20 protein-coding genes are annotated in these 23,187 nt (G+C 69.9%); 6 read left to right on the forward strand and 14 right to left on the reverse strand.

Annotation, left to right across the window (positions count from 1 at the left end; translation table 11 throughout):
• Nucleotides 1-10: 10 nt before the first annotated feature.
• Nucleotides 11-1,948 (reverse strand): glycosyltransferase family 2 protein, encoded by a 1,938-nt coding sequence (locus tag BLR68_RS03945; RefSeq protein ID WP_018188742.1) that lies wholly within the window; start codon nt 1,946-1,948, stop codon nt 11-13.
• 81 nt (nt 1,949-2,029) lie between these two features.
• Here BLR68_RS03945 and rfbA point away from each other — a divergent pair, with 81 nt between their 5' ends.
• From rfbA to BLR68_RS03960, 3 genes are read left to right on the forward strand one after another with little or no spacing between them, the layout of a single operon-like run.
• Nucleotides 2,030-2,899, forward strand: coding sequence for a glucose-1-phosphate thymidylyltransferase RfbA (rfbA, locus tag BLR68_RS03950; RefSeq protein WP_018188743.1), 870 nt, complete (start codon nt 2,030-2,032; stop codon nt 2,897-2,899).
• A 2-nt stretch (nt 2,900-2,901) separates the two neighbouring features.
• Nucleotides 2,902-3,900 carry a dTDP-glucose 4,6-dehydratase gene (gene rfbB / locus BLR68_RS03955; RefSeq protein ID WP_018188744.1) on the forward strand — a complete coding sequence of 333 codons (999 nt, stop codon included), beginning with the start codon at nt 2,902-2,904 and terminating at the stop codon, nt 3,898-3,900.
• Nucleotides 3,897-5,300: a sugar nucleotide-binding protein gene (locus BLR68_RS03960; RefSeq protein WP_018188745.1), complete on the forward strand. Its 1,404-nt coding sequence runs from the start codon at nt 3,897-3,899 to the stop codon at nt 5,298-5,300. The genes rfbB and BLR68_RS03960 overlap by 4 nt, the downstream gene beginning before the upstream one ends.
• Before the next feature lie 21 nt (nt 5,301-5,321).
• Here the strand turns inward: BLR68_RS03960 and BLR68_RS03965 are convergent, their stop codons facing one another.
• From BLR68_RS03965 to BLR68_RS04005, 9 genes are all read right to left on the reverse strand, one after another.
• Nucleotides 5,322-6,071, reverse strand: coding sequence for an ABC transporter ATP-binding protein (locus tag BLR68_RS03965; protein ID WP_018188746.1), 750 nt, complete (start codon nt 6,069-6,071; stop codon nt 5,322-5,324).
• Complete coding sequence (locus BLR68_RS03970) at nt 6,071-6,961, reverse strand: ABC transporter permease (RefSeq protein WP_026303043.1); 891 nt, start codon at nt 6,959-6,961, stop codon at nt 6,071-6,073. The genes BLR68_RS03965 and BLR68_RS03970 overlap by 1 nt, the downstream gene beginning before the upstream one ends.
• Before the next feature lie 93 nt (nt 6,962-7,054).
• On the reverse strand, nt 7,055-10,144 hold the full coding sequence (locus tag BLR68_RS03975; RefSeq protein ID WP_081626482.1) for an SH3 domain-containing protein: 3,090 nt from the start codon (nt 10,142-10,144) through the stop codon (nt 7,055-7,057).
• A 92-nt stretch (nt 10,145-10,236) separates the two neighbouring features.
• Nucleotides 10,237-11,346 (reverse strand): glycosyltransferase, encoded by a 1,110-nt coding sequence (locus tag BLR68_RS03980; protein ID WP_018188749.1) that lies wholly within the window; start codon nt 11,344-11,346, stop codon nt 10,237-10,239.
• Nucleotides 11,347-11,365: 19 nt separating this feature from the next.
• Nucleotides 11,366-12,826 (reverse strand): LCP family protein, encoded by a 1,461-nt coding sequence (locus BLR68_RS03985; RefSeq protein WP_018188750.1) that lies wholly within the window; start codon nt 12,824-12,826, stop codon nt 11,366-11,368.
• A gap of 25 nt (nt 12,827-12,851) precedes the next feature.
• A complete protein-coding gene (purE, locus tag BLR68_RS03990) occupies nt 12,852-13,319 on the reverse strand; it encodes a 5-(carboxyamino)imidazole ribonucleotide mutase (RefSeq protein ID WP_018188751.1) in 468 nt (155 codons plus the stop codon).
• 96 nt (nt 13,320-13,415) lie between these two features.
• The gene (locus BLR68_RS03995) at nt 13,416-14,543 is read right to left on the reverse strand and encodes a 5-(carboxyamino)imidazole ribonucleotide synthase (RefSeq protein WP_018188752.1); all 1,128 of its coding nucleotides are present in this window, start codon (nt 14,541-14,543) and stop codon (nt 13,416-13,418) included.
• A gap of 55 nt (nt 14,544-14,598) precedes the next feature.
• Nucleotides 14,599-15,153 (reverse strand): PH domain-containing protein, encoded by a 555-nt coding sequence (locus BLR68_RS04000; RefSeq protein WP_018188753.1) that lies wholly within the window; start codon nt 15,151-15,153, stop codon nt 14,599-14,601.
• 66 nt (nt 15,154-15,219) lie between these two features.
• Nucleotides 15,220-16,002, reverse strand: coding sequence for a biotin--[acetyl-CoA-carboxylase] ligase (locus tag BLR68_RS04005; protein ID WP_018188754.1), 783 nt, complete (start codon nt 16,000-16,002; stop codon nt 15,220-15,222).
• 129 nt (nt 16,003-16,131) lie between these two features.
• On the opposite strand from BLR68_RS04005, the gene BLR68_RS04010 reads away from it, so the two are divergent.
• Together BLR68_RS04010 and BLR68_RS04015 are read left to right on the forward strand one after the other, a co-directional pair.
• Entirely contained in the window at nt 16,132-17,730 is a 1,599-nt protein-coding gene (locus BLR68_RS04010; RefSeq protein WP_091362289.1) for an acyl-CoA carboxylase subunit beta, read from the forward strand.
• A complete protein-coding gene (locus tag BLR68_RS04015) occupies nt 17,727-17,954 on the forward strand; it encodes an acyl-CoA carboxylase subunit epsilon (RefSeq protein WP_018188756.1) in 228 nt (75 codons plus the stop codon). Before BLR68_RS04010 ends, BLR68_RS04015 begins: the two co-directional genes overlap by 4 nt.
• Nucleotides 17,955-18,195: 241 nt before the next feature.
• Here the strand turns inward: BLR68_RS04015 and BLR68_RS04020 are convergent, their stop codons facing one another.
• Genes BLR68_RS04020 through BLR68_RS04035 form a run of 4 tightly spaced genes read right to left on the reverse strand, consistent with a single transcriptional unit; the run spans nt 18,196 to nt 22,426 of the window.
• Nucleotides 18,196-19,272, reverse strand: a complete 1,077-nt coding sequence (locus tag BLR68_RS04020) for a hypothetical protein (protein ID WP_018188757.1) — start codon at nt 19,270-19,272, stop codon at nt 18,196-18,198.
• Complete coding sequence (locus BLR68_RS04025; protein WP_018188758.1) at nt 19,269-20,483, reverse strand: ATP-binding protein; 1,215 nt, start codon at nt 20,481-20,483, stop codon at nt 19,269-19,271. Before BLR68_RS04025 ends, BLR68_RS04020 begins: the two co-directional genes overlap by 4 nt.
• Nucleotides 20,473-21,129 (reverse strand): response regulator transcription factor, encoded by a 657-nt coding sequence (locus BLR68_RS04030; protein ID WP_018188759.1) that lies wholly within the window; start codon nt 21,127-21,129, stop codon nt 20,473-20,475. The genes BLR68_RS04025 and BLR68_RS04030 overlap by 11 nt, the downstream gene beginning before the upstream one ends.
• 16 nt (nt 21,130-21,145) lie before the next feature.
• The gene (locus tag BLR68_RS04035) at nt 21,146-22,426 is read right to left on the reverse strand and encodes a class I SAM-dependent RNA methyltransferase (RefSeq protein ID WP_018188760.1); all 1,281 of its coding nucleotides are present in this window, start codon (nt 22,424-22,426) and stop codon (nt 21,146-21,148) included.
• 41 nt (nt 22,427-22,467) lie between these two features.
• Between BLR68_RS04035 and BLR68_RS04040 the strand changes: the two genes are divergently transcribed.
• On the forward strand, nt 22,468-23,184 hold the full coding sequence (locus BLR68_RS04040) for a Maf family protein (RefSeq protein ID WP_018188761.1): 717 nt from the start codon (nt 22,468-22,470) through the stop codon (nt 23,182-23,184).
• The last annotated feature ends 3 nt before the right edge of the window (nt 23,185-23,187 follow it).

A 23,187-nucleotide genomic window follows, 5' to 3' on the forward strand; every position in this document is an offset into this window, starting at 1 on the left:
ACGGACGCCCTCACCGGAGTCCGAACCGGCGGAGGACGCGGCCCACGGTGCGGCGCAGGGTCGGGGTCGGAGTCGGGGCGGGCGCCGGCTTGGACGCCGGGGTCGAGTCCGTCGACGGTCGGCTGCTGCGCTCGAGGATGCGGCGGTCCTTGTCGGCACGCACGGTCCACGCGCCCGGCCCTCCCGGAGCGCGGTCACCGACGCGGACGTCGATCGTGCCGGCGCCGACGCCGGGCACGATGAGCTGCGCCGCGCCGTCGGCGATGCGCAGGCGAGCCGGGCGATCGGAGAGCTTGGACGCCCCCGCGGCCCACACGCCGACGACGGTCTCCACCTCGCCGGCGCCGTCATGGTGACCCGCGAGCTCGAGCACGAGGTCGCCGTCGACGAGAGCGGCGCTCTCGGGCGTCAACCGACGCACCGCTTCACGCTGGCCGCCGGGGATGATCGTCGCGTTCGTGCTGTCGTTCGGGTAGACGAGGTGCAGCCGGCCGTCGGTCAGCGTGACGGAGGCCGGGATCGTCGACTTCAGAGGACGATCGGTGGAGCTGTTGCCGAAGCGAGCGTGCACGTGGAGGTCCCAGTGCGTGGCCTCCTCGAGCGGGGCGCCCGAGGCGGCCGCGGCGGGGTCGACGGTGAACGACGCCGTCGCCGAGACGCGGACGGTGCCGTCGGGAAGGTCCTCGACGCGCACGTCGCTCTCGAGGGGCAGCGCCCAGGCGATGCGCGAACGACGCGAGCGCACGAGCCCCGAGACGGTGATCCCGTCGACGTCGGCCGTCATGTCGGTCGCCTCGGCGCTCACGAGGTCGCGGACCTCGGTCGGGAGTCCCTTGCGGATCCGGTCGCCGTCCCTCACCAGAGCGGGGACGGTCCCCTTGGAGTCCGCCCAGGTCACGTCGCTCGAGACGTGCAGGATGCCGCCCCGCCACTCCACCGTGGTCGCACGCGCCCACCCGGGAACGGCGGCGTCGGAGACGCAGATCTCCTCGAGAAGGTCCTGGCGATCGGCGCGGAGGAGCTCCGCGCGCACCCGCTTGGAGGAGTTCATGCGTCCCTCGAGACGCGCGAAGTCGAAGTCCCGCTGCAGCTTCTGCGCCTGCTCGAACATGAACCGCCGCTGCTTGGGCGTGCGCGTGACGTACTTGGAATCGAAGACGCCCACGAGACGGTTGCCGTACTGGTGCAGCTCGAGCTGCTCGCGCTGCAGGCGGTTCTCCTCGCCAGGGAGCTCGTCGATGATCGATTGGCAGACCCGCGGCAGCCACCGCCAGAAGTCCTCGCCGTGCTTGACGAAGGTCGAGGACCCGCTCCCCTTGGTCGTCACCCAGTGGTAGTAGGGGACGGAGGTCAGCGTCGAGATCACGCGGGCGTGGCGGGAGACCAGGACGTTGAAGAAGATGTCCTCCCACAGCACACGGGCACCCTCGATGAACCGGATGCCGTGTTCGTTGAGGAATGCGCGACGGTACATCTTGTGCGGGTTCATCGGGATCAGCGGGTGCACGTCCGTCCGGCCGATGGACTGCGGCCGGTCCTCGTCGTACGTGCCCATCCCCCACGACGCCGACGTCGTCCGCGCCTCCTTGCCGTTGACGGCGTCGGCGTTGTTCGCGACTCCGAACTCGTATGCCGCTCGGAGCGCGTCCGGGTACAGCTCGTCGTCGTGGTCCATGAACGCGATGTACTCACCCTGGGCCAGCTCGATCCCGACGTTGCGGGGCTTGGAAGGCCAGCCTGAGTTCTCGATCGCCTCGACCCGGACGTTGCTGTGCGTCTCCGCGAGCTTCCGCAAGCGCTGCAGGGTGTCGTCCGGGGAGCCGTCGTCGACGAAGATCACCTCGAACTCCGACGCCGGCATCGTCTGCCGCTCGAGCGAGCCGACGAGTCGGGCGAGGCCCTCGACGGACGTCTTGTACGTGGGCACGACGACGGAGACCTTGATCACCCGTTCATTTTAGGGGCGGGTCCGCCGCCGACCAGGATTCGCCGTCCGGGTTCTCCGTGTCCCTATGGGACGATGGGTGCCATGAAGGGCATCATTCTCGCGGGGGGTTCGGGGACGCGACTGCACCCGATCACATTGGGCGTGTCGAAGCAGCTGATCCCGGTGTACGACAAGCCGATGATCTACTACCCGCTGTCGACGTTGATGCTGGCCGGCATCCGCGACATCCTCATCATCACGACGCCGCACGACGCGGAGCATTTCGAGCGCCTCCTGGGGGACGGGTCGCAGTTCGGAGTACGGCTCTCGTTCGCTCAGCAACCGTCGCCGGACGGGCTGGCCCAGGCGTTCACGATCGGCGCGGACCACATCGGCGACGACAAGGTCGCGCTCGTCCTGGGCGACAACCTGCTCTACGGTCCGGGCCTCGGATCGCAGTTGGCCCGGTTCGACGACGTCGACGGAGGTGCGGTGTTCGCGTACTACGTGGGCGAGCCCCAGGCGTACGGCGTGGTCGAGTTCGACGAGGACGGCCGCGCGATCTCCCTGGAGGAGAAGCCTGCGGAGCCGAAGTCGAACTACGCGGTGCCCGGGCTCTACTTCTACGACAACGACGTGGTGCAGATCGCGAGGGACCTGAAGCCCTCGCCGCGCGGCGAGTACGAGATCACCGACATCAACAGCGCCTACCTGGCCGCGGGCAAGCTGCAGGTCCAGGTGCTCCCGCGAGGCACGGCCTGGCTCGACACGGGGACGTTCGATCAGATGCTGGATGCCGGTGAGTACGTCCGCACGATGGAGCGCCGCACGGGGCTGAAGATCGGGGTGCCCGAAGAGGTCGCGTGGCGGCAGGGATTCCTCACCGACGACGAGCTCCGCGCCCGTGCCGAGAAACTCGTCAAATCCGGATACGGCACGTATCTCCTCGACATCCTGAACAGGGGCTTCTGACCATGGCACACCTTCTCGTGACCGGGGGCGCCGGTTTCATCGGGTCCAACTTCGTCCACCACGTCGTCGCGCACACCGATCACACCGTGACGGTGCTCGACAAGCTCACCTACGCCGGCAATGAGGCGTCGCTGGCCGGGCTCCCCGAGGATCGGGTCGACCTGGTCGTCGGTGACATCGCCGACGCCGAGCTCGTGGACGGACTGTTCGAGAAGGCGGATGCCGTCGTCCACTACGCCGCGGAGTCCCACAACGACAATTCGCTGCACGATCCCCGTCCGTTCCTGGACACCAACATCATCGGCACGTACACGCTGCTCGAGGCCGCTCGTCGCCACGACACCCGGCTGCACCACATCTCCACCGACGAGGTCTACGGCGACCTCGAGCTCGACGACCCGGCGCGGTTCACGGAGCACACCCCGTACAACCCGTCGTCGCCGTACTCGTCCACCAAGGCCGGCAGCGACCTTCTCGTGCGCGCCTGGGTCCGCTCGTTCGGGGTCCGGGCGACGATCAGCAACTGCTCGAACAACTACGGGCCGTACCAGCACGTCGAGAAGTTCATCCCGCGACAGATCACGAATGTGCTGCGCGGCATCCGTCCCAAGCTCTACGGCAAGGGCGAGAACGTCCGCGACTGGATCCATGCCGACGATCACTCCTCCGCCGTGCTGACCATCCTCGACAAGGGTGAGATCGGCGAGACCTACCTCATCGGCGCCGACGGTGAAAAGGACAACAAGACCGTCGTGGAGCTCATCCTCCAGCTCATGGGGCACTCCCCCGACGCGTACGACCACGTCACCGACCGCGCCGGCCACGACCTCCGCTACGCGATCGACTCCACCAAGCTCCGCACCGAGCTCGGCTGGTCGCCCACCTACCGCGACTTCGAGGCGGGTCTTGCCGCCACGATCGACTGGTACCGGGCGAACGAGGCGTGGTGGGCGCCCGCCAAGGACGGCGTCGAGGCCTTCTACGCCAGCAAGGGTCAGTGAGCGTGACGGATTTCGGTAAAGCGCTCGCGCCCGTCGAGACCGGCATCCCCGGGCTCGTCCTGTGGGATCTTCCCGTGCACGGCGACAGCCGCGGATGGTTCAAGGAGAACTGGCAGCGCGAGAAGATGACCGCCGCCGGCCTCGCCGACTTCGGTCCCGTGCAGAACAACATCTCATTCAACGACGCCGTGGGGACGACCCGCGGCATCCATGCCGAACCGTGGGACAAGTGGGTCTCCGTCGCGACCGGCCGCATCTTCGGAGCATGGGTCGATCTGCGCGAGGGACCCACCTTCGGCACCGTGTTCACGGCCGAGCTCGACCCCTCGCGGGCGATCTTCGTCCCCCGCGGCGTCGGCAACTCGTACCAGACCCTCGAGCCCGACACCGCCTACACGTACCTCGTGAACGACCACTGGTCGCCGGAGGCGTCCTACTCGTTCCTCAACCTCGCCGACGAGACCGCGGCGATCGACTGGCCGATCCCCCTGGCCGAGGTGGAGATCTCCGCGAAGGACCTGGCCCACCCGAGGCTGTCCGACGTCGTCCCGATCCCGCCGAAAAAGACGCTCGTCGTCGGCGCCAACGGTCAGCTCGGACTCGCGCTGCGCGCCGCGTACGACGGCGACCCGAGCGTCGACTTCGCCGGTCGAGCCGAGCTCGACCTGACGGGCGACCTCTCCCACGCACGCCGGTGGCGCGACTACGGCACGATCGTCAACGCCGCCGCCTATACGGCCGTCGACGCCGCCGAGACCGATCGCGCCGGCGCCTGGGCGGGCAATGTCTCCGCCGTTTCGCAGCTCGCGCGGATCGCGACCGACAACGGCATCACGCTCGTGCACGTCTCGAGCGACTACGTCTTCGACGGCGCAGCGGATGCCCCCTATGCCGAGGACGCGCCGGTCGCTCCCCTGGGCGTGTACGGGCAGACCAAGGCCGCAGCCGATGCCATCGTCGCGACCGTCCCCCGCCACTACGTCATCCGGACGTCCTGGGTCATCGGCGAAGGCAAGAACTTCGTGCGCACGATGGCGACCCTCGCCGAGCGAGGCGTCGCACCCTCAGTCGTCGACGACCAGATCGGACGTCTGACCTTCACCGACGACATCGCCCGCGGCATCCGCCACCTGGTCGAGACCGGCGCCCCGTTCGGCACCTACAACCTGACGGGGGCGGGAGGTCCCGCCTCGTGGGCCGAGATCGCGGGCGAGGTGTTCGAGCTCACGGGACACGATCGCGACATGGTCACCGGTGTCAGCACCGACGAGTACTTCGCCTCGGCGACGGGGCCCGTGGCGCCACGGCCGCGCTGGTCGGTGCTCGATCTCGCGAAGATCGAGGCCACCGGTTTCGCGCCGCGCGAATGGCGCGACTCGCTGCGCGACCTCCTCGGCTGAGCCGGACGGTCGCGCGGCGGATCAGCCCCGTTCGAGTTCGGCGAAGGCGTCGTCGATGGGACCGTCGAACACGACGTTGCCCTTGCGGATGACGACGCCGCGCGAGCACAGGTTCTTCACGATGTTCTTGCTGTGACTGACGATCATCATCGTGACGCCCTGGTCGGCCAGTTCGCGCAGCTTCGCCTCGCACTTCGCCCGGAAGGGCGCGTCACCGACGGACAGCACCTCATCGACGAGGAGGACGTCGAGCTCCACGTGGATCGCGACGCTGAAGGCCAGGCGCATGAACATGCCGGAGGAGTAGTGCTTGACCTCCTGCTCGATGAAGTCGCCGATGCCGCTGAACTCGACGATCTCGTCGTAGCGCTCCTTCGTCTCCTTCTCGGTCATCCCGAGGATGGCGGCGTTCAGGAAGACGTTCTCGCGGCCCGTGAGGTCGGGGTGGAAGCCGGCGCCGACCTCGATGAGACCGGCGACACGTCCGCGCGTGAACACGCGGCCTTCGTCGGGCTCGAGGACTCCGGAGACGAGCTTCAGAGTCGTGGACTTGCCCGAGCCGTTGAGGCCCATGATTGCGACGGACTCGCCCTCCCCGATCTGGAAGGAGATGTCGTTCAGTGCCTGGAACTGGCGCGAGCGCGTCGACTGCCGCTTGACGACGCCGATGAAAGCGTCCTTCAGCGACCGCGCGGAGCGCTTGTTGAACCACTTCGAGACGTGCTCGACGATGATGCGGGGCTGAGCTTCGGTGGCGTTACGAGTCGACATCACAGGTCCTGGGCGAAAGTGCGCTCGGCGCGACGGAAGACGAACTGACCGGCGAACAGCGTCACGAGGATGACACCGACGGAGGCCACGACATGCCACTCGAACTGCGGCGGCCACCCGAGGTTGTCGGGCACCGGCGATGCGGCGTTCACGACGGGGAGCGCCCCCCAGAACGCGTGGTGGAACATCTCCACCGCGACGGCGAGCGGGTTGGACAGCCAGACGTGGAAGAGCCAGCGGAAGTTCTCGGTCCGGTGGTAGACCATCGCCCACGTGTAGAGGACGGGCACGGACCACGTCGCGATCGTCCGGATGATGTCGACCGTGTTGCTCGCATCGCGGAAGCGGACGTTCACCGCCGCGAAGAAGAGGCCGAGACCGGTCACGAAGAGGAGGACGAGCAGCATGCCGAGCAGGACCAGCCCGACGGCGGCGAAGCTCGGCAGCCATCCGAACAGGAGGCTCACGATGATGAGCACGGCCAGCTGCGGGAGGAAGTGCGTGAAGGCGCCGATGATCGCCGCCAGCGGGAAGAGCTCGCGCGGGAGGTAGATCTTGCGCACCAGGGCGCGATTGCTCACGATCGACTGCGTCGCGGCCCCGAGGGTCTCGTTGAACAGGTTCACGAGCACGAGCCCGCTGAACAGGTACAGCGGGAAGGCAGGGACGTTCTTGTGGACCTGGAGGATCTCGCCGATGACGATGTAGTAGACGAGGAACTGCACCGTCGGTCGGACATACGACCAGAACCATCCGAGGACGGAATTACGGTAGCGGAGCGCCGTGCTCTTCCCGATCAGCAGCCGAAGCAGGTAGCGGTACTCGAAGACGTCGAGGAGTCCGCGACCACGTCCGGGCGTGTCGAAGGCGCTGTAATCGATCTGTGTCACGGGGTTCCTTGCGAAGGCGGGTACCGCGGAGCGGCGGATGCCGTTCAGGCCGTCGATCATCCTATCCGACGGTTCCTGAGCACCCTCGGATCATCAGCGCAGGAAGTCGCCGCTCACCCAGCCCGTCCTGCCCTGGTAGGTGACCTTGCGCCAGACACCCGAGGTGCCGGTCACGGTCAGTTTCGTCCCCTTCGGGATGACGCTGATCTTGGTTCCGGACGCCGACGGGGTCGCCCGGAAGTTGAGAGCGGCCGTGGTCGTCTTCACGACCGCCGCCGGCGTCGACGACACCGCCTTCAGCTCGGAGTCCCGCATCCAGCCCTTTTTCGTGCCGGCGGTGACCGCGCGCCACGCACCGAAGGTGTCGTAGACGGTGACCTTCGTGCCCGCCTTCAGCGTCGTAAGGACCTTGCCCGAGGCGGACGCCGTCGCCCGAAGCGGCGTGGCCGCGATGCTCTGCTTGCTCTGACCGGAGACCGCCCCCGGGTTTTTCGCCGACAGCTTCGACGTGAACACCCAGCCCGTCAACCCGTCGACGGTGATCTTCGTGCGATCACCCGAGGCAGACAGCGCCTTGACGGTCGTCCCCTTGCGGAGCGTCGCCTGGATCGTCGCCGACGACACCGACGGCGTCATGTTCGTCGTGGTCGCGAGGTACATCGTCTTCGCCGCCGGAGCGATCGCGCCGAGCTCGGAGTCCCGCATCCACCCCTTCGTCGTGCCGGCGGTGACGGCTCGCCACGCACCGAAGGTGTCGGAGACGGTGACCTTCGTGCCGGCCTTCAGCGTCGTCAGGACCTTGCCCGACGCGGACGCCGTCGCACGAAGCGGCGTGGCCGCGATGCTCTGCTTGCTCTGACCGGAGACCGCCCCCGGGTTCTTCGCCGACAGCTTCGACGTGAACACCCAGCCCGTCAACCCGTCGACGGTGATCTTCGAGCGATCACCCGAGACAGACAGCGCCTTGACGGTCGTCCCCTTGCGGAGCGTCGCCTGGATCGTCGCCGACGACACCGACGGCGTCATGTTCGTCGTGGTCGCGAGGTACATCGTCTTCGCCGCCGGAGCGATCGCGCCGAGCTCGGAGTCCCGCATCCACCCCTTGGTCGTGCCTGCGGTGACGGCACGCCACTGCCCGTACGCGTCGTAGACGGAGACCTTCGTGCCCGCCTTCAGCGTCGTCAGGACCTTGCCCGAGGCGGATGCCGTCGCACGAAGCGGCGTGGCCGCGATGCTCTGCTTGCTCTGAGCGGCCGCGGCGCCCGGGTTCTTCGCCACCAGCTTCGACGAGGTGACCCAGCCCGTGATCCCGTCGACCGTCACCTGCGTGCGGTTCCCCGAGACCGACGAAGCCTTGACCGCCGCGCCCTTCCGGAGCGTCGCCACGATCACCGTCGACGTGGCCGTCGAGGCCACATTGTCGGGCGCCGAGAGGTACTTCGTGGTCACCACGGGCGTGACTGCGCCGAGCTCGGAGTCCCGCATCCAGCCCTTCGTCGTGCCGGCGGTCACCGCGCGCCACGCACCGAAGGTGTCGTAGACGGTGACCTTCGTGCCCGCCTTCAGCGTCGTCAGGATCTTGCCCGAGGCGGATGCCGTCGCACGCAGCGGCGTGGCCGCGATGCTCTGCCGATCCTGGCCGGAGGTCCCGCCGGGGTTCCCGACCGAGAGCTTCGACGAGTACACCCAGCCCGTCATGCCGTCGACCGTGATCTGGGTACGGTCACCCGACACCGTCAGCGCCTTGACGGTCGTCCCCTTGCGGAGCGTCGCCTGGATCGCCGTCGACGAGACCGACGGCGTCATGTTCGTCGTCGTCGCCAAGTACATAGTCGACGCCGGAGGGGCATCGTTCTTGACGGTCATGTAGTCGCTGTGGGACCAGTAAGTGGCTCCCGAGACCTGGATGCGCCACCAGACGCCGTACACACCGGTGCGCTGGTAGGTCTGCCCCCGGGTGATCGCACGCACGCCGGTCTGGCACTGCGTCGAGGGGGCCTTACGGGCATTGAGGCTGTCGGTGACGACCGTGATCGTGCCGGTCGCCTTCGTCACGCTCGACTCGGCGGGGACCGCACACGCGCCGCCGGCGGGCGCCGGCGTCGACAGGGCGGACTTCGCGACCCACAGGGAGGTGGATCCGCTCGTCACCCGCGCCCACGAGCCGTAGGTGCCCGTGAGGGTCACCTTCGCTGAGGCCTTGAGCGAGGTCGCGCCGGTGGTGCAGCCGCTGACCGGGGCAGTGCGCCCCGTGGTCGCGGTCGTGACCGTAGCGGGGCCCGATGCCGGGAGGACGTCGGGGGCCGCCGGCGCGGTGCACGCCTTGACGAGTGCCGCGGCTCCGCCGGGGTTCTTCGACACCTCGGGGGCGAACCACTGCACGTAGTAGTTGTAGAAGTTGCGGTTGCCGTAGCTCGAGCACGAGTCGCCCTGCGCGTACCCGGCGGCGAGCGCCGCCATGTTGGGGCGGTACGGCGTGTAGATGTACAGGTTCGCCGTCGCCTGGTTCTTGATGAGCACCTTGGAGCTGCCGCACGCACTGTTGGGGTGCCACTTGATCGAGTTCACCTGCCCCTTGCGGTAGCTGTACGACCCGGGGTTCTTCGCGTAGACCTGCTGCTGGCGGGCACCGAGGTAGACCTGGTTGACGAACCCGGCGGATGCCGCGCTGCACGGCGCCGTGTCGGGGCAGTTCATGCCCATCGCGGCGCGGTAGCTCCACTCGGTGGGCTTGGTGGAGGTGACGAGGCCCTGCTCCTTCTGGAGCATCACCAGGATCACCTTCGGGCTGATGTTGCACGCCTTGCCGATGGTGGCGATGATCTCCGAGGCGCGGACCTTCGTCTTCGCCGCGACCGCGTTGCAGTAGGCGTCCTTCGACTTCGGCTGCAGGTCGGCGGTGAAGTTCCGCAGGCAGGTCGGCCCTGAGGTCGCCTTGCACGAGGGGACGCGCTTCTCGAGGAACGACTGCGCCTGCGCGGCGGTCATCGATCCTCCGTTGAAGAACTCCGCGTCGCTGATGATGAAGCCGCCATCGGTGATCGACGAGGGCAGGCGGGGATCGGCCGCCTGAGCCGCCGTCGTGGGGACGACGGCCATGAGGACGCTGAGCGACAGCACGGTCGCCAACACCATCGCCATGCGCCGAAGGGGGTGTCGGGGCACGGAAGATGTGAGGCGCATGTGAACAGTGTTACTGAAGTCACGCTCTGATACCAGTCGAGACGGAAGATGTCTCGTGCGACACGCCGCTGCCACGGCGTTCACAGCCGACGTCAGAGTTCCGCGTGGAGTTGCCAGACGCGTTCCGCCGCGCCCGCCCAGCTGAACGCGCGACCCCGATCGGCTGCCAGGACGGCGAGCCGCTCGACCGTCGACGTGGACGACAGCGTGGCGGCGAGTTCGTCCCCCAGCGAGCCCGGATCGCCGGCGGCGAAGGTCGCCCCGTCGAGCAGAAGCTCTCGGTGGGTCGCACTCTCGGCCGCGACGATCGGGAGACCCAGTCGGAGGGCGTCGAGCGTCCGCCACGGGAACGCGCGCGAATCCGCGGGGGCGAGGTATGCGACGGCGCCGGCCATCACGGCGGCACGGTCGGGCGCTCCGAGGTGACCTCGCACGTGCAGGCGTCGTTCGGGCAATCCGGCCGCAGCGGCGAGCTCGGCGATCGCGGGCTCCTCCCCTTCGGGCGCGTCGATGACGACGACGGCGGTGTCCCGTCCGGACCGCACGACCGCCTCGAGCCCCGTCCGGAGCCGATCGGATGCCGCTGCCGAGCCGGCGAGCAGGACGTAGCCGTCGGGGAGGTCCAGCTCGCGGCGACGCCCGACCTCATCCGTGGGGACGCGTAGATCGTCCGAGGGCGCGCCCGCGATCACCCGCAGGCGATCACCGAGCGGGGCGAGCTCGGCCACTCGACGGGCGAGCTCGTGCGTGGGGACCACGACGGCGTCCGCGTGGCGGACAGCTCGGCGCAGCATGGCCCGGGACCAGGCGGCATCCGCTCGCGGAAGCTCGTCGGGGTCGTCCCACGGCCGCACGTCCCAGAGGGTCACGACGGTCTGATCGTGATCGTGGACGCGGTCGTGTCGGACGAGCGGGGCCGCGAGGGTCGCCGAGTGGATGAGCCCGTCGCCGGCTCCCGCCCGGAGTCCGCGGCGCCAGAGAGCGGATGCCGCGGCCGATCCGACGGGCAGTCGGTCGGCGGCGGCGACCCCCTGATCCGCCAGCGTGTCGTCGCCGGCGTCGCTCGGGACGATGGCGCGCACCTCGCACCCGCTGGGGGCTGTGGCGACGAGCCCCGCCGCGAGCTCACGGGAGGCGACGACGAGGTCCGGCCCCGTCGCCGGGGCGGACGGGTCGAACACGACGCGGAGCGTGGTCGTCATCGGTGATCCCTCTCGGCCGTCACGGCGCGGTGCTCGGTGCCGGTGTCGGCGGGTGCAGGAGTCCGTCGGCCATCCCCCGGATCTTCTGCCAGTCCGCGGAGGTGGGGTTGTCGGGGTCGATGTTGACGCCCTTCGGGGTGAGCTCGAGGTCCTGGACCTTCTGATCCTTCGCCTTCGCGCCGAGGTCGACGAGGAACGGCAGCAACGAGTCGGGAATGTCGGTCTGCACGAGGTTCTTGCCCGCCGCGACGATCTCACTGAACCGGGTCACGACGGTCGACGGGGTGGCCTGGGCGAGGATCGCGGTCTGAAGTTCGCGCTGACGGCGCATGCGGTCCCAGTCGCTCGTCGTGTAACGGGAGCGTGCGTACCACTGCGCCGTCTGCCCGTCCATGTGCTGCTTCCCCTTCTCGATCCAGCCCGTCGCCCACTCCTCGGCGGGCTGGTCGTGGTACCGGGGACCCGGCCCCTCGGGAAGGCGTTCCTTGACCGTGATCGTCACTCCGCCGAGCGCGTCGACCAGGTCGGCGAAGCCGTGCATGTCGATGAAGACGTGGTACGGGATCTTGATGCCGAGGATCCCCTCGGCGGCGTCCTTCGTCGCCTCGACGGCTGGGGTGGAGTTCTGCGCCGCGGCATCCGGGTAGAGGCTCTTCCCGCGATCATCGCGGCATGTCTCGACGGCGTTCATGAGCTGGTTGATGCCCGAGGACCATCCGCAGGTCTGCCCCGCGTGCCCCTCGAACCCGTTCGGGTAGAGGTCGTGCATCGGGCCGTCGGAGAACGGCACGTGGCGCAGGTCGCGCGGGATGCCGAAGATCGTGACGGCTCCCGATTCGGCGTTCACGGAGACGACCGAGATGCTGTCGAAGCGCATGGAGTCGCGTCCCTGACCGCTGTCGGCGCCGAGGAGGAGGAAGTTGTAGTAGCCGTCCGACGGGGGGACGCTGGGGCCCGACGCGAAGATCGACAGGCCCGATCGCAGCGGCGCGATCACCGACTGCGCCGTGTACGCGGCTGCGGAAGCGGGCACGAGGGCCAGGACGAGCGCCACGACCGTCGCCGCAGCGCGGGTCCGACCGGGGACACGGGACAGCCGGACGAGGCGGAGCGTGTCGATCGTGAGCACGACCCACAGCGCCGCATAGATCCAGAGCAGGATCTGCGCTCCGGTGAGCGTCCACGCCGAGGCCACGATCGACGTCAGCAGCGACCGCCACATCAGCCCCAGCAGCACGGCCGCCGCGAGCAGCCCCCACATCACGATCGTCGCCACGAGGCCGACGCGACCGAGGCGTCGGTTGCCGGCGAGGGTCTGCGCCGAGCCGGGAAGCAGGAAATTGGAGGCCACGAGCCACCACGCGCGCCGCGACATCATCGCGGGCGCCGAGTCGTCGGGGTGACGGAGCGGCCGCTCCTCGACGACGGAGCGTCCGCGCGTCGGACCCGAGGTCGATCGCGGCGGGCTCATGACACTCATCGGAGTACCTCCGCCGCGGTCCGGCTCACAGGGAGTCCTTGAGTCGTCGGTTCTTCTCCTCGACCTGCGACTCCAGGTCCCGGGCGTAGGCGGCGACGCGGTCGCCGACCTCCGCGTCCGTGGCGCCCAGCAGCCGCACAGCGAGAAGTCCGGCGTTCTTCGCGCCGTTGATGGAGACGGTGGCCACCGGGATGCCCGCGGGCATCTGGACGATGCTGAGAAGCGAGTCCAGGCCGTCGAGTGTCGAGAGCTGCACCGGGACGCCGATCACCGGGAGCGTCGTGACCGAGGCGAGCATGCCGGGCAGGTGAGCGGCGCCGCCCGCACCCGCGATGATGGCCCGCAGACCCCGCTCGCGCGCCTCACGCCCGTAGCGGAGCAGCTTGTCGGGGGTGCGGTGGGCGGAGACGACCTCGACTTCGTGCGCGATGCCGAAGTCCGTCAGGATCTGCGAGGCGTCGGACATGATGCGCCAGTCCGAGTCGGACCCCATCACGACGCCGATCAGAGGGGCGGAGGATGAGTGGAGGGGGCGATTCACTCGACCAGGCTAGGCGGGAGAGCTTGGAGAAGCCCGGAACGGCACGGGTCAATCGAGGAAGTAGGCCGCTGCCGCTCGCGCCTCGTAGACGACGGTGTCGAGATCGTCGCCGGCGACGTTGACGTGCCCCACCTTGCGGCCCGGACGGGGGTCCTTGCCGTAGGTGTGGATCTTGGCGGCAGGATGCGCCTCGAGGGCGGCGGGCAGGCGCTCACCGAGCGTCCCCTCGGCCGGCCCGCCGAGGATGTTCACCATTACGGCGTGCGGCGCGCGCAGCGCGGTGTCGCCCAGGGGCAGATCGAGGACGGCGCGCAGGTGCTGCTCGAACTGGCTCGTCACGGATCCGTCCTGCGTCCAGTGGCCGCTGTTGTGCGGACGCATCGCGAGTTCGTTGACGAGGAGCCGCTCGTCGCCCGTCTGGAAGAGCTCGACCGCGAGCATCCCGGTCACCCCGAGGCCCGTCGCGATCGCCTCGCCGATCTCGGCGGCGACGTCGGCGAGTCGGCCCGCCGAGTGGGGGGCCGGCGCGATCGCCTCGGCGCACACCCCGCCCTCCTGAACGGTCTCGACGACCGGGTAGACGATGAGGTCGCCCGACGGGCGCCGCGCGACCTGCTGGGCGAGCTCACGGCTGAAGGAGACGAGCTCCTCGGCGAGGAGCGCCCCGCCCTCCTCCAGCGCATCCAGCCAATCGGCCGCGTCGGCCGCGTCGGCGACGACGCGCACGCCCTTGCCGTCGTACCCGCCGCGCGGGGTCTTGACGACGGCGCGCCCGCCGTGCTCGGCGATGAAGGCGTCGAGGGATGCGGCATCCGCCACCGCGGCCCACTCGGGCTGCGGCATGCCCAGCTCGGCGAGCTTCGTGCGCATGTCGATCTTGTCCTGCGCGAAGGCGAGCGCATCGGGGCCGGGGTGCACGGCGACGCCGGCGGCGACGAGACCGCGGAGCACGTCCTGCGGCACATGCTCGTGATCGAAGGTGATGACGTCGACGTCCTTCGCGAAGGCGAGGACCGTCTCGAGGTCGCGGTAGTCGCCGACGGCAGAGGCTGCGAGTCCCGCCGACATCCCGGGCTCCTCCGCGAGCACCCGGACGTCGATGCCCATCTCCACGGCGGGCGCGATCATCATCCGCGCGAGCTGTCCGCCTCCGACGATTCCGACCTGCAGTGCCATGCCGCTCCTCCTGTCGTCTCCATCCTCGCGCATACCGGTGCCCGGTCGCAGACGGTCAGTCTTCGAGACCCGCGATCGGGATGCTGTGGGAGTCGCGGTGGGCGAGGATCTGGCTGACCTCGACCTGGTCCGACAGCGTCTCGTGCACGAGACGGACCGAGGGGATGTCGATCAGTCGGAGCGGCTCGTCCACACCGTTGGCGAGGGTCAGCGTGCCGCTCCCCCACATCCGCTGCAACGGACCACGGCGCTCCGAGATCGTGTAGCCCCGGGCGTGCGGGATGTCGGTGCGACGCCGGTTGAGGAGTCCGGCCCGCTCGATGACGCGCCGGGTCGTGACCGTATAGGTGTGGGCGAGCCAGCGGAGGTACGGGAGGACCACGAAGAGGAGGACGACGGCGGATGCGGCGCCCCACAGCATCCAGTCCTCCCACGGTTCGGGGAGGTTCCCGCTGAAGTACCCGGTCGCCCCGGCGGTGACGATGAGGACGAGCGCGGACCAGGCCAGTCGACGGGCGTGGCGGTGCAGCCGGGCGATGACGAGTTCGGGCGCGGCGGTGCCGGGCGCAGGCGTCCGGGGACGTCCCGGATACGCGGTCGGCTGGCTCACGGCACCATCATGACGCGCCCGGCGCACCGGTCCGCGCCGACGCGCCCGGAGCGCATCGGACGGAGGTCATCGGACGTGCACGACATCGCCTGCGGAGACGACGTGCGTCACGCCGGCGGCCTCGACGACGAGGCGCCCCTCGTCGTCGATCCGCTGCGCCGTGCCGATGAGGGTCGAGCCGTCCGGGAGCGAGACCGAGACGTCCGAGCCGAGCGTGGTGCACACCTCACGCACCGCCTGCATCGCGGCATCCGCGACCGTCCCCCCGACGGCGAGCGCCGCGACGGCGTCGCGGAGGCCCGTCAGGTAGTCGGCCAGCAGGCGATCCTCGTCGGCCGTGCGGGCGAGGGCGGCGAAGGACGTCGCGGTGGGGACGGGGAGCTCGGCGGCGGTCATCCGCGTGTTGACACCCGCACCCACGACGACCGTGTGGGGGTCTCCGGGCATGACCTCGGCGAGGATGCCGCAGATCTTGAGCCCTCCGACGAGGACGTCGTTCGGCCACTTCAGTCCGACCTCGCGGCCCTCCAACTGGTCGCGGACGGCGGAGGTCATGGCCGCGCCCGCCACGAGCGGGATCCATCCGCGGGCGGACGTCGGAACCGCCTCGACGCGGAGGAGCACCGAGACGGCGAGCGCGGAGTCCGGCGGGGTCACCCAGGTGCGGTCGAGGCGACCGCGTCCCGCGCGCTGATCACGGGTGAGGACGACCGAGAGGTGGGGATGCCCCTCGGGATCGTCGAACGCATCGGTCAGGAGCTTCTTGTTCGTCGAGTCGACGCTCGGGGCGATGTGGAGGCGCGGGCTGACCGCGGCGGCGCGGGGGTAACCGTTCTCGGGGATCGACATGCCGCCACCCTAGAGCGCGGCGACGGTCAGGCCCCGCGGGTTGACAGGCGGGGCTCTGAGGGATGCCACAGCGGATCCGCCGTGCCGTTGTCGCCGGTATCCAACGCCGCCGCGGGCGCGCTCGCTAGGGTGGAACCCGTGACCGATCAGCCCGACCTGTTCACGACCGCCGGCAAGATCGCCGACCTGCGTGCACGCTATGAAGAAGCCGTCGTCTCCGCCGAGGAGACCGCCCGCACCAAGCAGGGCGCGAAGGGGAAGCTCACCGCCCGCCAGCGGATCGAGCTGCTCGTCGACCCCGGTTCGTTCGTCGAGCTCGACGAATACGTGCGGCACCGCACCACCGCGTTCGGCATGGACCGCTCCCGTCCCTACGGCGACTCCGTCGTGACCGGCACGGGCACGATCCACGGTCGCACCGTCGCGGTGTACTCGCAGGACTTCACGACCTTCGGCGGCTCTCTCGGCGAGGTCGCCGGCGAGAAGATCATCAAGGTCATGGAGCTGGCGCTGCGCAGCGGCATCCCGATCATCGGCATCCTGGACTCGGGCGGCGCCCGCATCCAGGAGGGTGTGGTCGCCCTCGGCAAGTACGGCGAGATCTTCCGCCTGAACACCGCGGCCTCGGGCGTCATCCCGCAGATCTCCCTCATCATGGGCCCGGCCGCCGGCGGCGCCGTCTACTCCCCCGCCCTCACCGACTTCGTCATCATGGTCGACAAGACCAGCCAGATGTTCGTCACCGGCCCCGACGTCATCAAGACCGTCACCGGCGAGGACGTCGGCATGGAGGAGCTCGGCGGTGCGCACACGCACAACACCCGCTCGGGAGTCGCCCACTACCTCGCCGAGGACGAGGACGACGCGATCGATTACGCGCGCACCCTCATCGGCTACCTGCCCGACAACAACATGTCGGATGCCCCCGGGTACGAATCGGGCTTCGAGTTCGAGACCACCGATTCCGATCGAGCGCTGAACACGGTCATCCCGGATTCGGCGAACCAGCCGTACGACATCCACGAGGTCATCTCGCACATCGTCGACGCCGGCGACTTCCTCGAAGTGCAGCCCCTGTTCGCCCCGAACATCGTCATCGGCTTCGGTCGCATCGAGGGACGGACGGTCGGCATCATCGCCAACCAGCCGTCGCAGATGGCCGGCACGCTGAACATCGACGCGGGCGAGAAGGCCAGCCGGTTCGTGCGCTTCTGCGACGCGTTCTCGATCCCGATCCTCACCCTCGTCGACGTCCCCGGCTACCTGCCCGGAACCGACCAGGAGTGGACCGGCGTCATCCGCCGCGGGGCGAAGCTGCTCTACGCCTACGCCGAGGCGACCGTCCCCCTCGTGACGGTGATCCTCCGGAAGGCCTACGGCGGCGCCTACATCGTCATGGGGTCCAAGCAGCTCGGTGCGGACATCAACCTCGCCTGGCCCACGGCGGAGATCGCCGTCATGGGCGGCCAGGGCGCGGTCAACATCCTCTACCGCGGCGAGATCAAGCGCGCGGAGGAGGCCGGCGAGGACGTCGCCGCCGTCCGCACCCGCCTCGCGAACGAGTACACCTACAACGTCGCCTCGCCGTTCCTCGCCGCCGAGCGCGGCGAACTCGACGGCATCATCGAGCCGGCGCAGACCCGCGTCGCCGTCGCGAAGGCGCTCCGCGCCCTCCGCGGCAAGCGCGCGAGCCAGCCGGCCAAGAAGCACGGGAACATCCCGCTGTGAGCCTGCCCGACGACGCCCCGACAGCCGCCCCACTGCAGGTGCGGCGCGGCGACGCGAGCCCTGAGGAACTCGCCGCGGTGATCGCCGTCGTCAGCGAATCGCTCGCCCGCGAGGAGCAGACGGCCGTCGTGGACGAACCGACCGTCTCGGCATGGCAGGTGTCGGCTCGCGGCGTGCGAAGCGGCCTCCGCCGCGACGTGCCCTGGGGTCGCTGGGCGGGCTGAGCGGCTGCGGTCGGCTTTGTCCCCCAAAGTACCTACAGACACGCTTTTCGCGACCAGGAAGACTAATACCGCTGGAACGCTTCTGCGTTCTGTCGATCCGTATCCCTCAGAGCGCGGATCGGCATGTGCAGGTCGGTTTTCGGGTAACCACCTGCATGGCGAGGGGCGGGCGGCTTCGCCGCCCCTCGCCTCTTCCCTCACCGGGACATCGGCGCGTCAGCGCATGACTCCGCGTCGCGCGTCAGCGCTCGATGGGCGAACGCGGGTGGGCGATCTCGTGCCAGAGGTCGACGACCTCGTCCCCGTCGGGATCGTCGCGCCGACGCGAGCGGCCGACGACCGTGACCGCCACGCGCGGGTGCGGTGACGTGCGGATGTAGATGCGCTCCGACGACGCCCCCTTGAGCGCCTCGGCCAGGTCGGCGCGGATGCGGTCGAGCGCGCCCGGGGACACGGCATCCAGCCCGCCCTCGTCGAGCACCGTCACGGTGCTGCCGCGCAGACGCGCCTCCTGGAGCCGCCCCCGGACCGCCTCGTCGAGAAGGCGGGGACCGCGGAGTTCGTCTCGGAGCGATCCCTCGGCCAGGCGCGCGCGTTCGCGCTCCTCCGGCTCGAGGTCGCCTTCGGATTCGATCGTGCGGATGAGGAGCGGCCCCGCGACGGCGAGGGCCTGCTGCACCCGGACACGGCGCTCACGGCGCCTGCCCTCCTGGCTCGCGAGCCACTCGAAGGAACGGCGTTGGATGCCGGTGAGTTCGGCGGTGTCGACCGCCGCCCGATCGACGAGTGCCGTCAGCAGCTGCGCGGCGACGACCCAGACGGCCGCCCCCACGAGGCCCAGCGCGAGCGAGGCGAGGACGCCGATCCACAGGGACGAGGACACGCCGAGGAGCACGACGCCGATCCAGGCGATGAGGGGTCGCCGGCGCACGGTGACGATCGTGAGCAGCGCACCGATGCCGCCGAGACTCCAGGTGGCGAACGGCTCCTGGCGTGCGCTCTCGGCGACGGCGGACCACGTCGCAAGCGGGACGAGGATCGTCGTGGCGAGAACAAGCGCACACAGCCACAGCGGGAGCCCGCCCACGCGCGGCGCGGCGCCGCCGGGGGCGGGCTCCACCTGCGGCGCGTCACCGCCCGGCCGTGGGGTGAACCCCCAGAACACGCAGAGCCACGTGGTCACGAGGTACAGCGACAGGGCTGCGATGAACAGGGCGGGCTGCGGCACCGGGGCGGTCCAGACGAGCCCGCCCACCGCCAGGTAGGCGGTGAAGACGACCGCCACGATCGACAATCCGGTCTGGACGCGCACGTTCATCGCGTGTACTCCCATCGCAGCTCGACCGCGGTGCCGCGGCGGGTGCTGCGCACGCGCGCCTGCCCTCCGACGGCGGCGACGCGGGCGACGATCGACCCGCTGATCCCGAGGCGATCCTCAGGCACCGCCTGCACGTCGAACCCGTCGCCGGCATCGACGATCCGCACGACGACGCGGCGGTCGTCCGCCGTCACTTCGGCGTGAAGGCCGGCGCCGCCCGCGTGCTCGATCGCGTTGACGACCGCCTGCGCCGCGGCCAGAGCGAGGGCGCGCGCGACACGACCGGGGAGCGGCTGGGCGCGTTGGTCGACCGCGATCCGCACGTCGATGTCGACGTCGTGCTCGGCGGCGGCGGCGCGGATCCCATCGACGATGAACGTCGGCTCGACGGGTTCGTCGGGTCCTTCCTCGGCCTCGCGATCGGCGTTCGCCAGCCTCGTGAGGGCGTCGCGCGCCATCCCGACGGCCAGGTCGCGCTCGCGGGGGGTCGAGGCACGCTCGGCGGCGATGAGGGCGGCCAGCACGCTGTCGTGCATGAGAGCGGCGACGGAGATCCGTTCCTGCTCGACGGCGTCGGCCGCCGCTGCCGCGGCGTAGGAGCGGACGGCATCCTCGCGGGTGCGATCCAACCGCTCCGCCAGCAGCCGCAGCATCCAGCCGATCATGATCATGACGACGGCGAGGATGATGGCGTACACGACCTGACGCGACACCTGGATGACGCTCGTGACGTCGGCGCCGATCTGGATCAGCCGCACGACGCCGTAGAGCACCGGCACCAGCGCGCACCAGAGGTACTGCAGCAGCAGCGGGAACGCCAGGGCCGTCGCCACGGTCGCCACGTTCAGCAGGTACCAGATCCACGGTTCGGCGGTGGCGGATGCCTCGCGGCCCGCCGTCGCGATCGGCCAGCAGATCAGCACGAGGGGGAAGATGATCGCGAACGCCGCGGCGAGCGGCCGGTAGAACCGCCCCGCGACACCGGCGGCGATCATGAGCACGAGGGGTCCGAACGTGACGAACGTGAGGACCAGGTTCCAGCCGTGGTCCTCCTGGGTCGACCCGATCGCGTGGAACAGGGACTGGAGCCCGAGCACGGCGCACCCGACGGCGATGACGAACGCGAGGATGCGCTCGACGCGCTCGCGGGAGAAGAAGGTCGAATCGGGCGGGATCGTCAGCATCCCGGTCGTCGCGACCTCAGCTGCCACCGGAGTCCTCGTCGACCAGGCCGTCCTCCATCGCTCGGCGGAGAAGATCCACCTTCGTCGGGGCGGGACGGCCCACCTCGACGTACTTGACCCGCACGCGGGTGATGTTCTCCTTCGCCGTCGAATAGGCGACCCCGAGCCGTTCCGCGACGGACTTCAGCGGCAGACCTGCAGCGTAGAGACGCAACACGTCGCGCTCGCGTGACGACAGCTGCGCATCGGCGAACGCCCGGTCGCCGTCGATCGCCGACGCCCATTCGACGTTGTCGAGCGACTCGCCACGGGCGACCGTGTCGACGGCGGAGATGACCTCGTCGATCCGGGAAGCCTTGCTCACCACGCCGGCGGCCCCGGCGACCAGCGCCTCGCGCACCGCGGCGGGGCGGTCGGCCACGCTGTGGATGATGACCGGTGACCCGTCGTGGACGAGGCGCCTGACGTTCTCGGTCACGGTGGCCCCGTCGCCGAGGGTGAGATCGAGCACGACGACATCGGCAGGATGCTGCTGCGTGAGGGTCCGCCAGTCGAGGTATGCCGCGACGCTCTCTCCGGAGAAGACGACGCGCATCGTCTCCGTACGACTGCAGGCGGCCTCGAGGCCGAGTCGCACGGATTCGTGGTCGTCGATCAAGGCGACGCGGATCATGCGCTCACCCTATCCGTCAGCGCGTCAGCACGACGATCGCCTCGACGTGATGCGAGTGCGGGAACAGATCGAAGGCCCGCACCGACGGCGTCGTGTAGCCGTGCTCAGCGAAGGTGCCGAGGTCTCGGGCGAGCGCGACCGGGTCGCAGGCGACATAGACGATCCGCTCCGGCGAGAGGGCCACGAGCCGTTCGACGGCGTCCTTGCCCGCGCCGGCGCGCGGCGGGTCGAGGACGACGGTGCCGCGCGCGAGACGTGCGCGCTGAGCGGGCGTGGCGGTGTCGACGAGGTGGCCGAGCCAGCGGTCCACCCGCGCGGTCTCGGCGCGCGCGCCTATCCACGCCGCCAGGTTCTCGCCCGCGTGCTCGGTCGCCCGCGAATCGGATTCGACCGAGGTGATCCGGGTGCCGGGGCCGCCCGCATCCGCGACGGATGCCGCGAGGAGCCCGACGCCGCCGTACAGGTCGAGGTGCCAACCCTCCGGATCCACCGATCCGGCCACGGCATCGGCGACCGCGTCATGCAGGGTTCCCGCGGCGAGGCGATGGACCTGCCAGAAACCACCGGCATCCACCTGGAACTCGCGATCGCCGACCGTCTCGACCACGACCTCGCGAGCCGCGGGGTCGACGGGACCGGGGCGGCGCGAACGGGTTGACTCGGGCCGGGAGATGACACGCACGCGGCCGTCCGCCGGCTGGACGAGGTCGAGCCGGCCGGGCGAGCCGCCCTGGCGCCTCGCCATGGCGCGGGTGATGCCGGGGGTCGCCAGCGGAAGCTCCTCGACCGGGATGACGCGGTGGCTGCGCGCGGCGAAGGGTCCGATGCGGCCGTCCTCATCGACGTGCAGGCTCACCCGCGTGCGCCATCCGGTGCCGTCGGGAGACTCCTCGACGACACGGTCGCCCTTCATCTGCGCCGTCGGCGGCTCGATGGTGACGGGCGCCGAGGAGCCCGCGAACCGCGCGAGGGCGTCGCGGAGGACCTCGGCCTTCAGCTCGCGCTGGTGGCCGAGAGCGATGTGACCGAAGTCCGCTCCGCCGGGGCGATCCTCGGGCGCCGTCGCGACATCGGCGGGCGTCCACACGTGGGGGCGCCGGTGCGGGGAGGCATCCAGGACCTCGACGGTGTCGCCCCGCCAGAACGACGACTTCTTCGTGTCGGTGAGGGCGACGCGCACGCGTTCCCCGGGAATCGCGTCCGAGACGAAGACGACCCGGTTCTCGTGGCGGGCGACGAAGACGCCGCCGTGCGCGACGGCCGTGATGTCGAGGTCGAGGAGGTCTCCGGGTTGCATCCTCCGATGCTGTCACACCGCTCGCGGCTAGCGTGGTCCGCATGCGCGTCTGCCTCGCCTCCACCTCCCCCGCCCGCCTCATGCTCCTGCGCCAGGTAGGCATCGAACCCGCGACGCGGGCGCCGCAGGTGGACGAGGAAGCGGTGATCGCGACGACCGAGGCGGCGGAGGGCCGGACCCTGCCCCCAGAGGAGCACGTCCTCCTGCTCGCTCGGCGCAAAGCCGCCGACGTCGCGCAGACACTCGCTGCCGAGGAGTTCGAGGGGCTCGTCATCGGGGGCGACTCGATGTTCGAGCTCGACGGAGAGATCCTCGGCAAGCCGTACACGCCCGAGGCGGCGCGCGCCCGCTGGCAGTCGATGCGCGGACGCACCGGCATCCTGCACTCGGGACACAGCGTGTTCCTCGTCGGTCCGGAAGGCGCCCTGACCGAGGCGTTCGCGGTGGCCGCGGCATCCGTCTCGTTCGCGGCGGATGTGACGGATGCCGAGATCGACGCCTACGTGGCGACGGGAGAACCCCTGCTGGTGGCCGGTGCCTTCACGGTCGACAGCCTGGGCGGAGCCTTCATCGAGCGCGTCGAAGGGGACCCGTCGACCGTCGTCGGGATGTCGCTGTCGACGCTGCGGCGGCTGGTGCGCGAGCTCGACGTGGAATGGACGACGCTGTGGAACACGGCGGGGACAACCCCGGCGTCGTGGAACACGGCGGGGACAACCCCGGCGTCGCGGAACACGGCGGGGACAACCCCGGCCTAGTGG

Origin of the sequence: Microbacterium sp. 77mftsu3.1, from assembly GCF_900100525.1 — a bacterium.
In the GTDB taxonomy this organism is placed as follows: domain Bacteria; phylum Actinomycetota; class Actinomycetes; order Actinomycetales; family Microbacteriaceae; genus Microbacterium; species Microbacterium aquilitoris.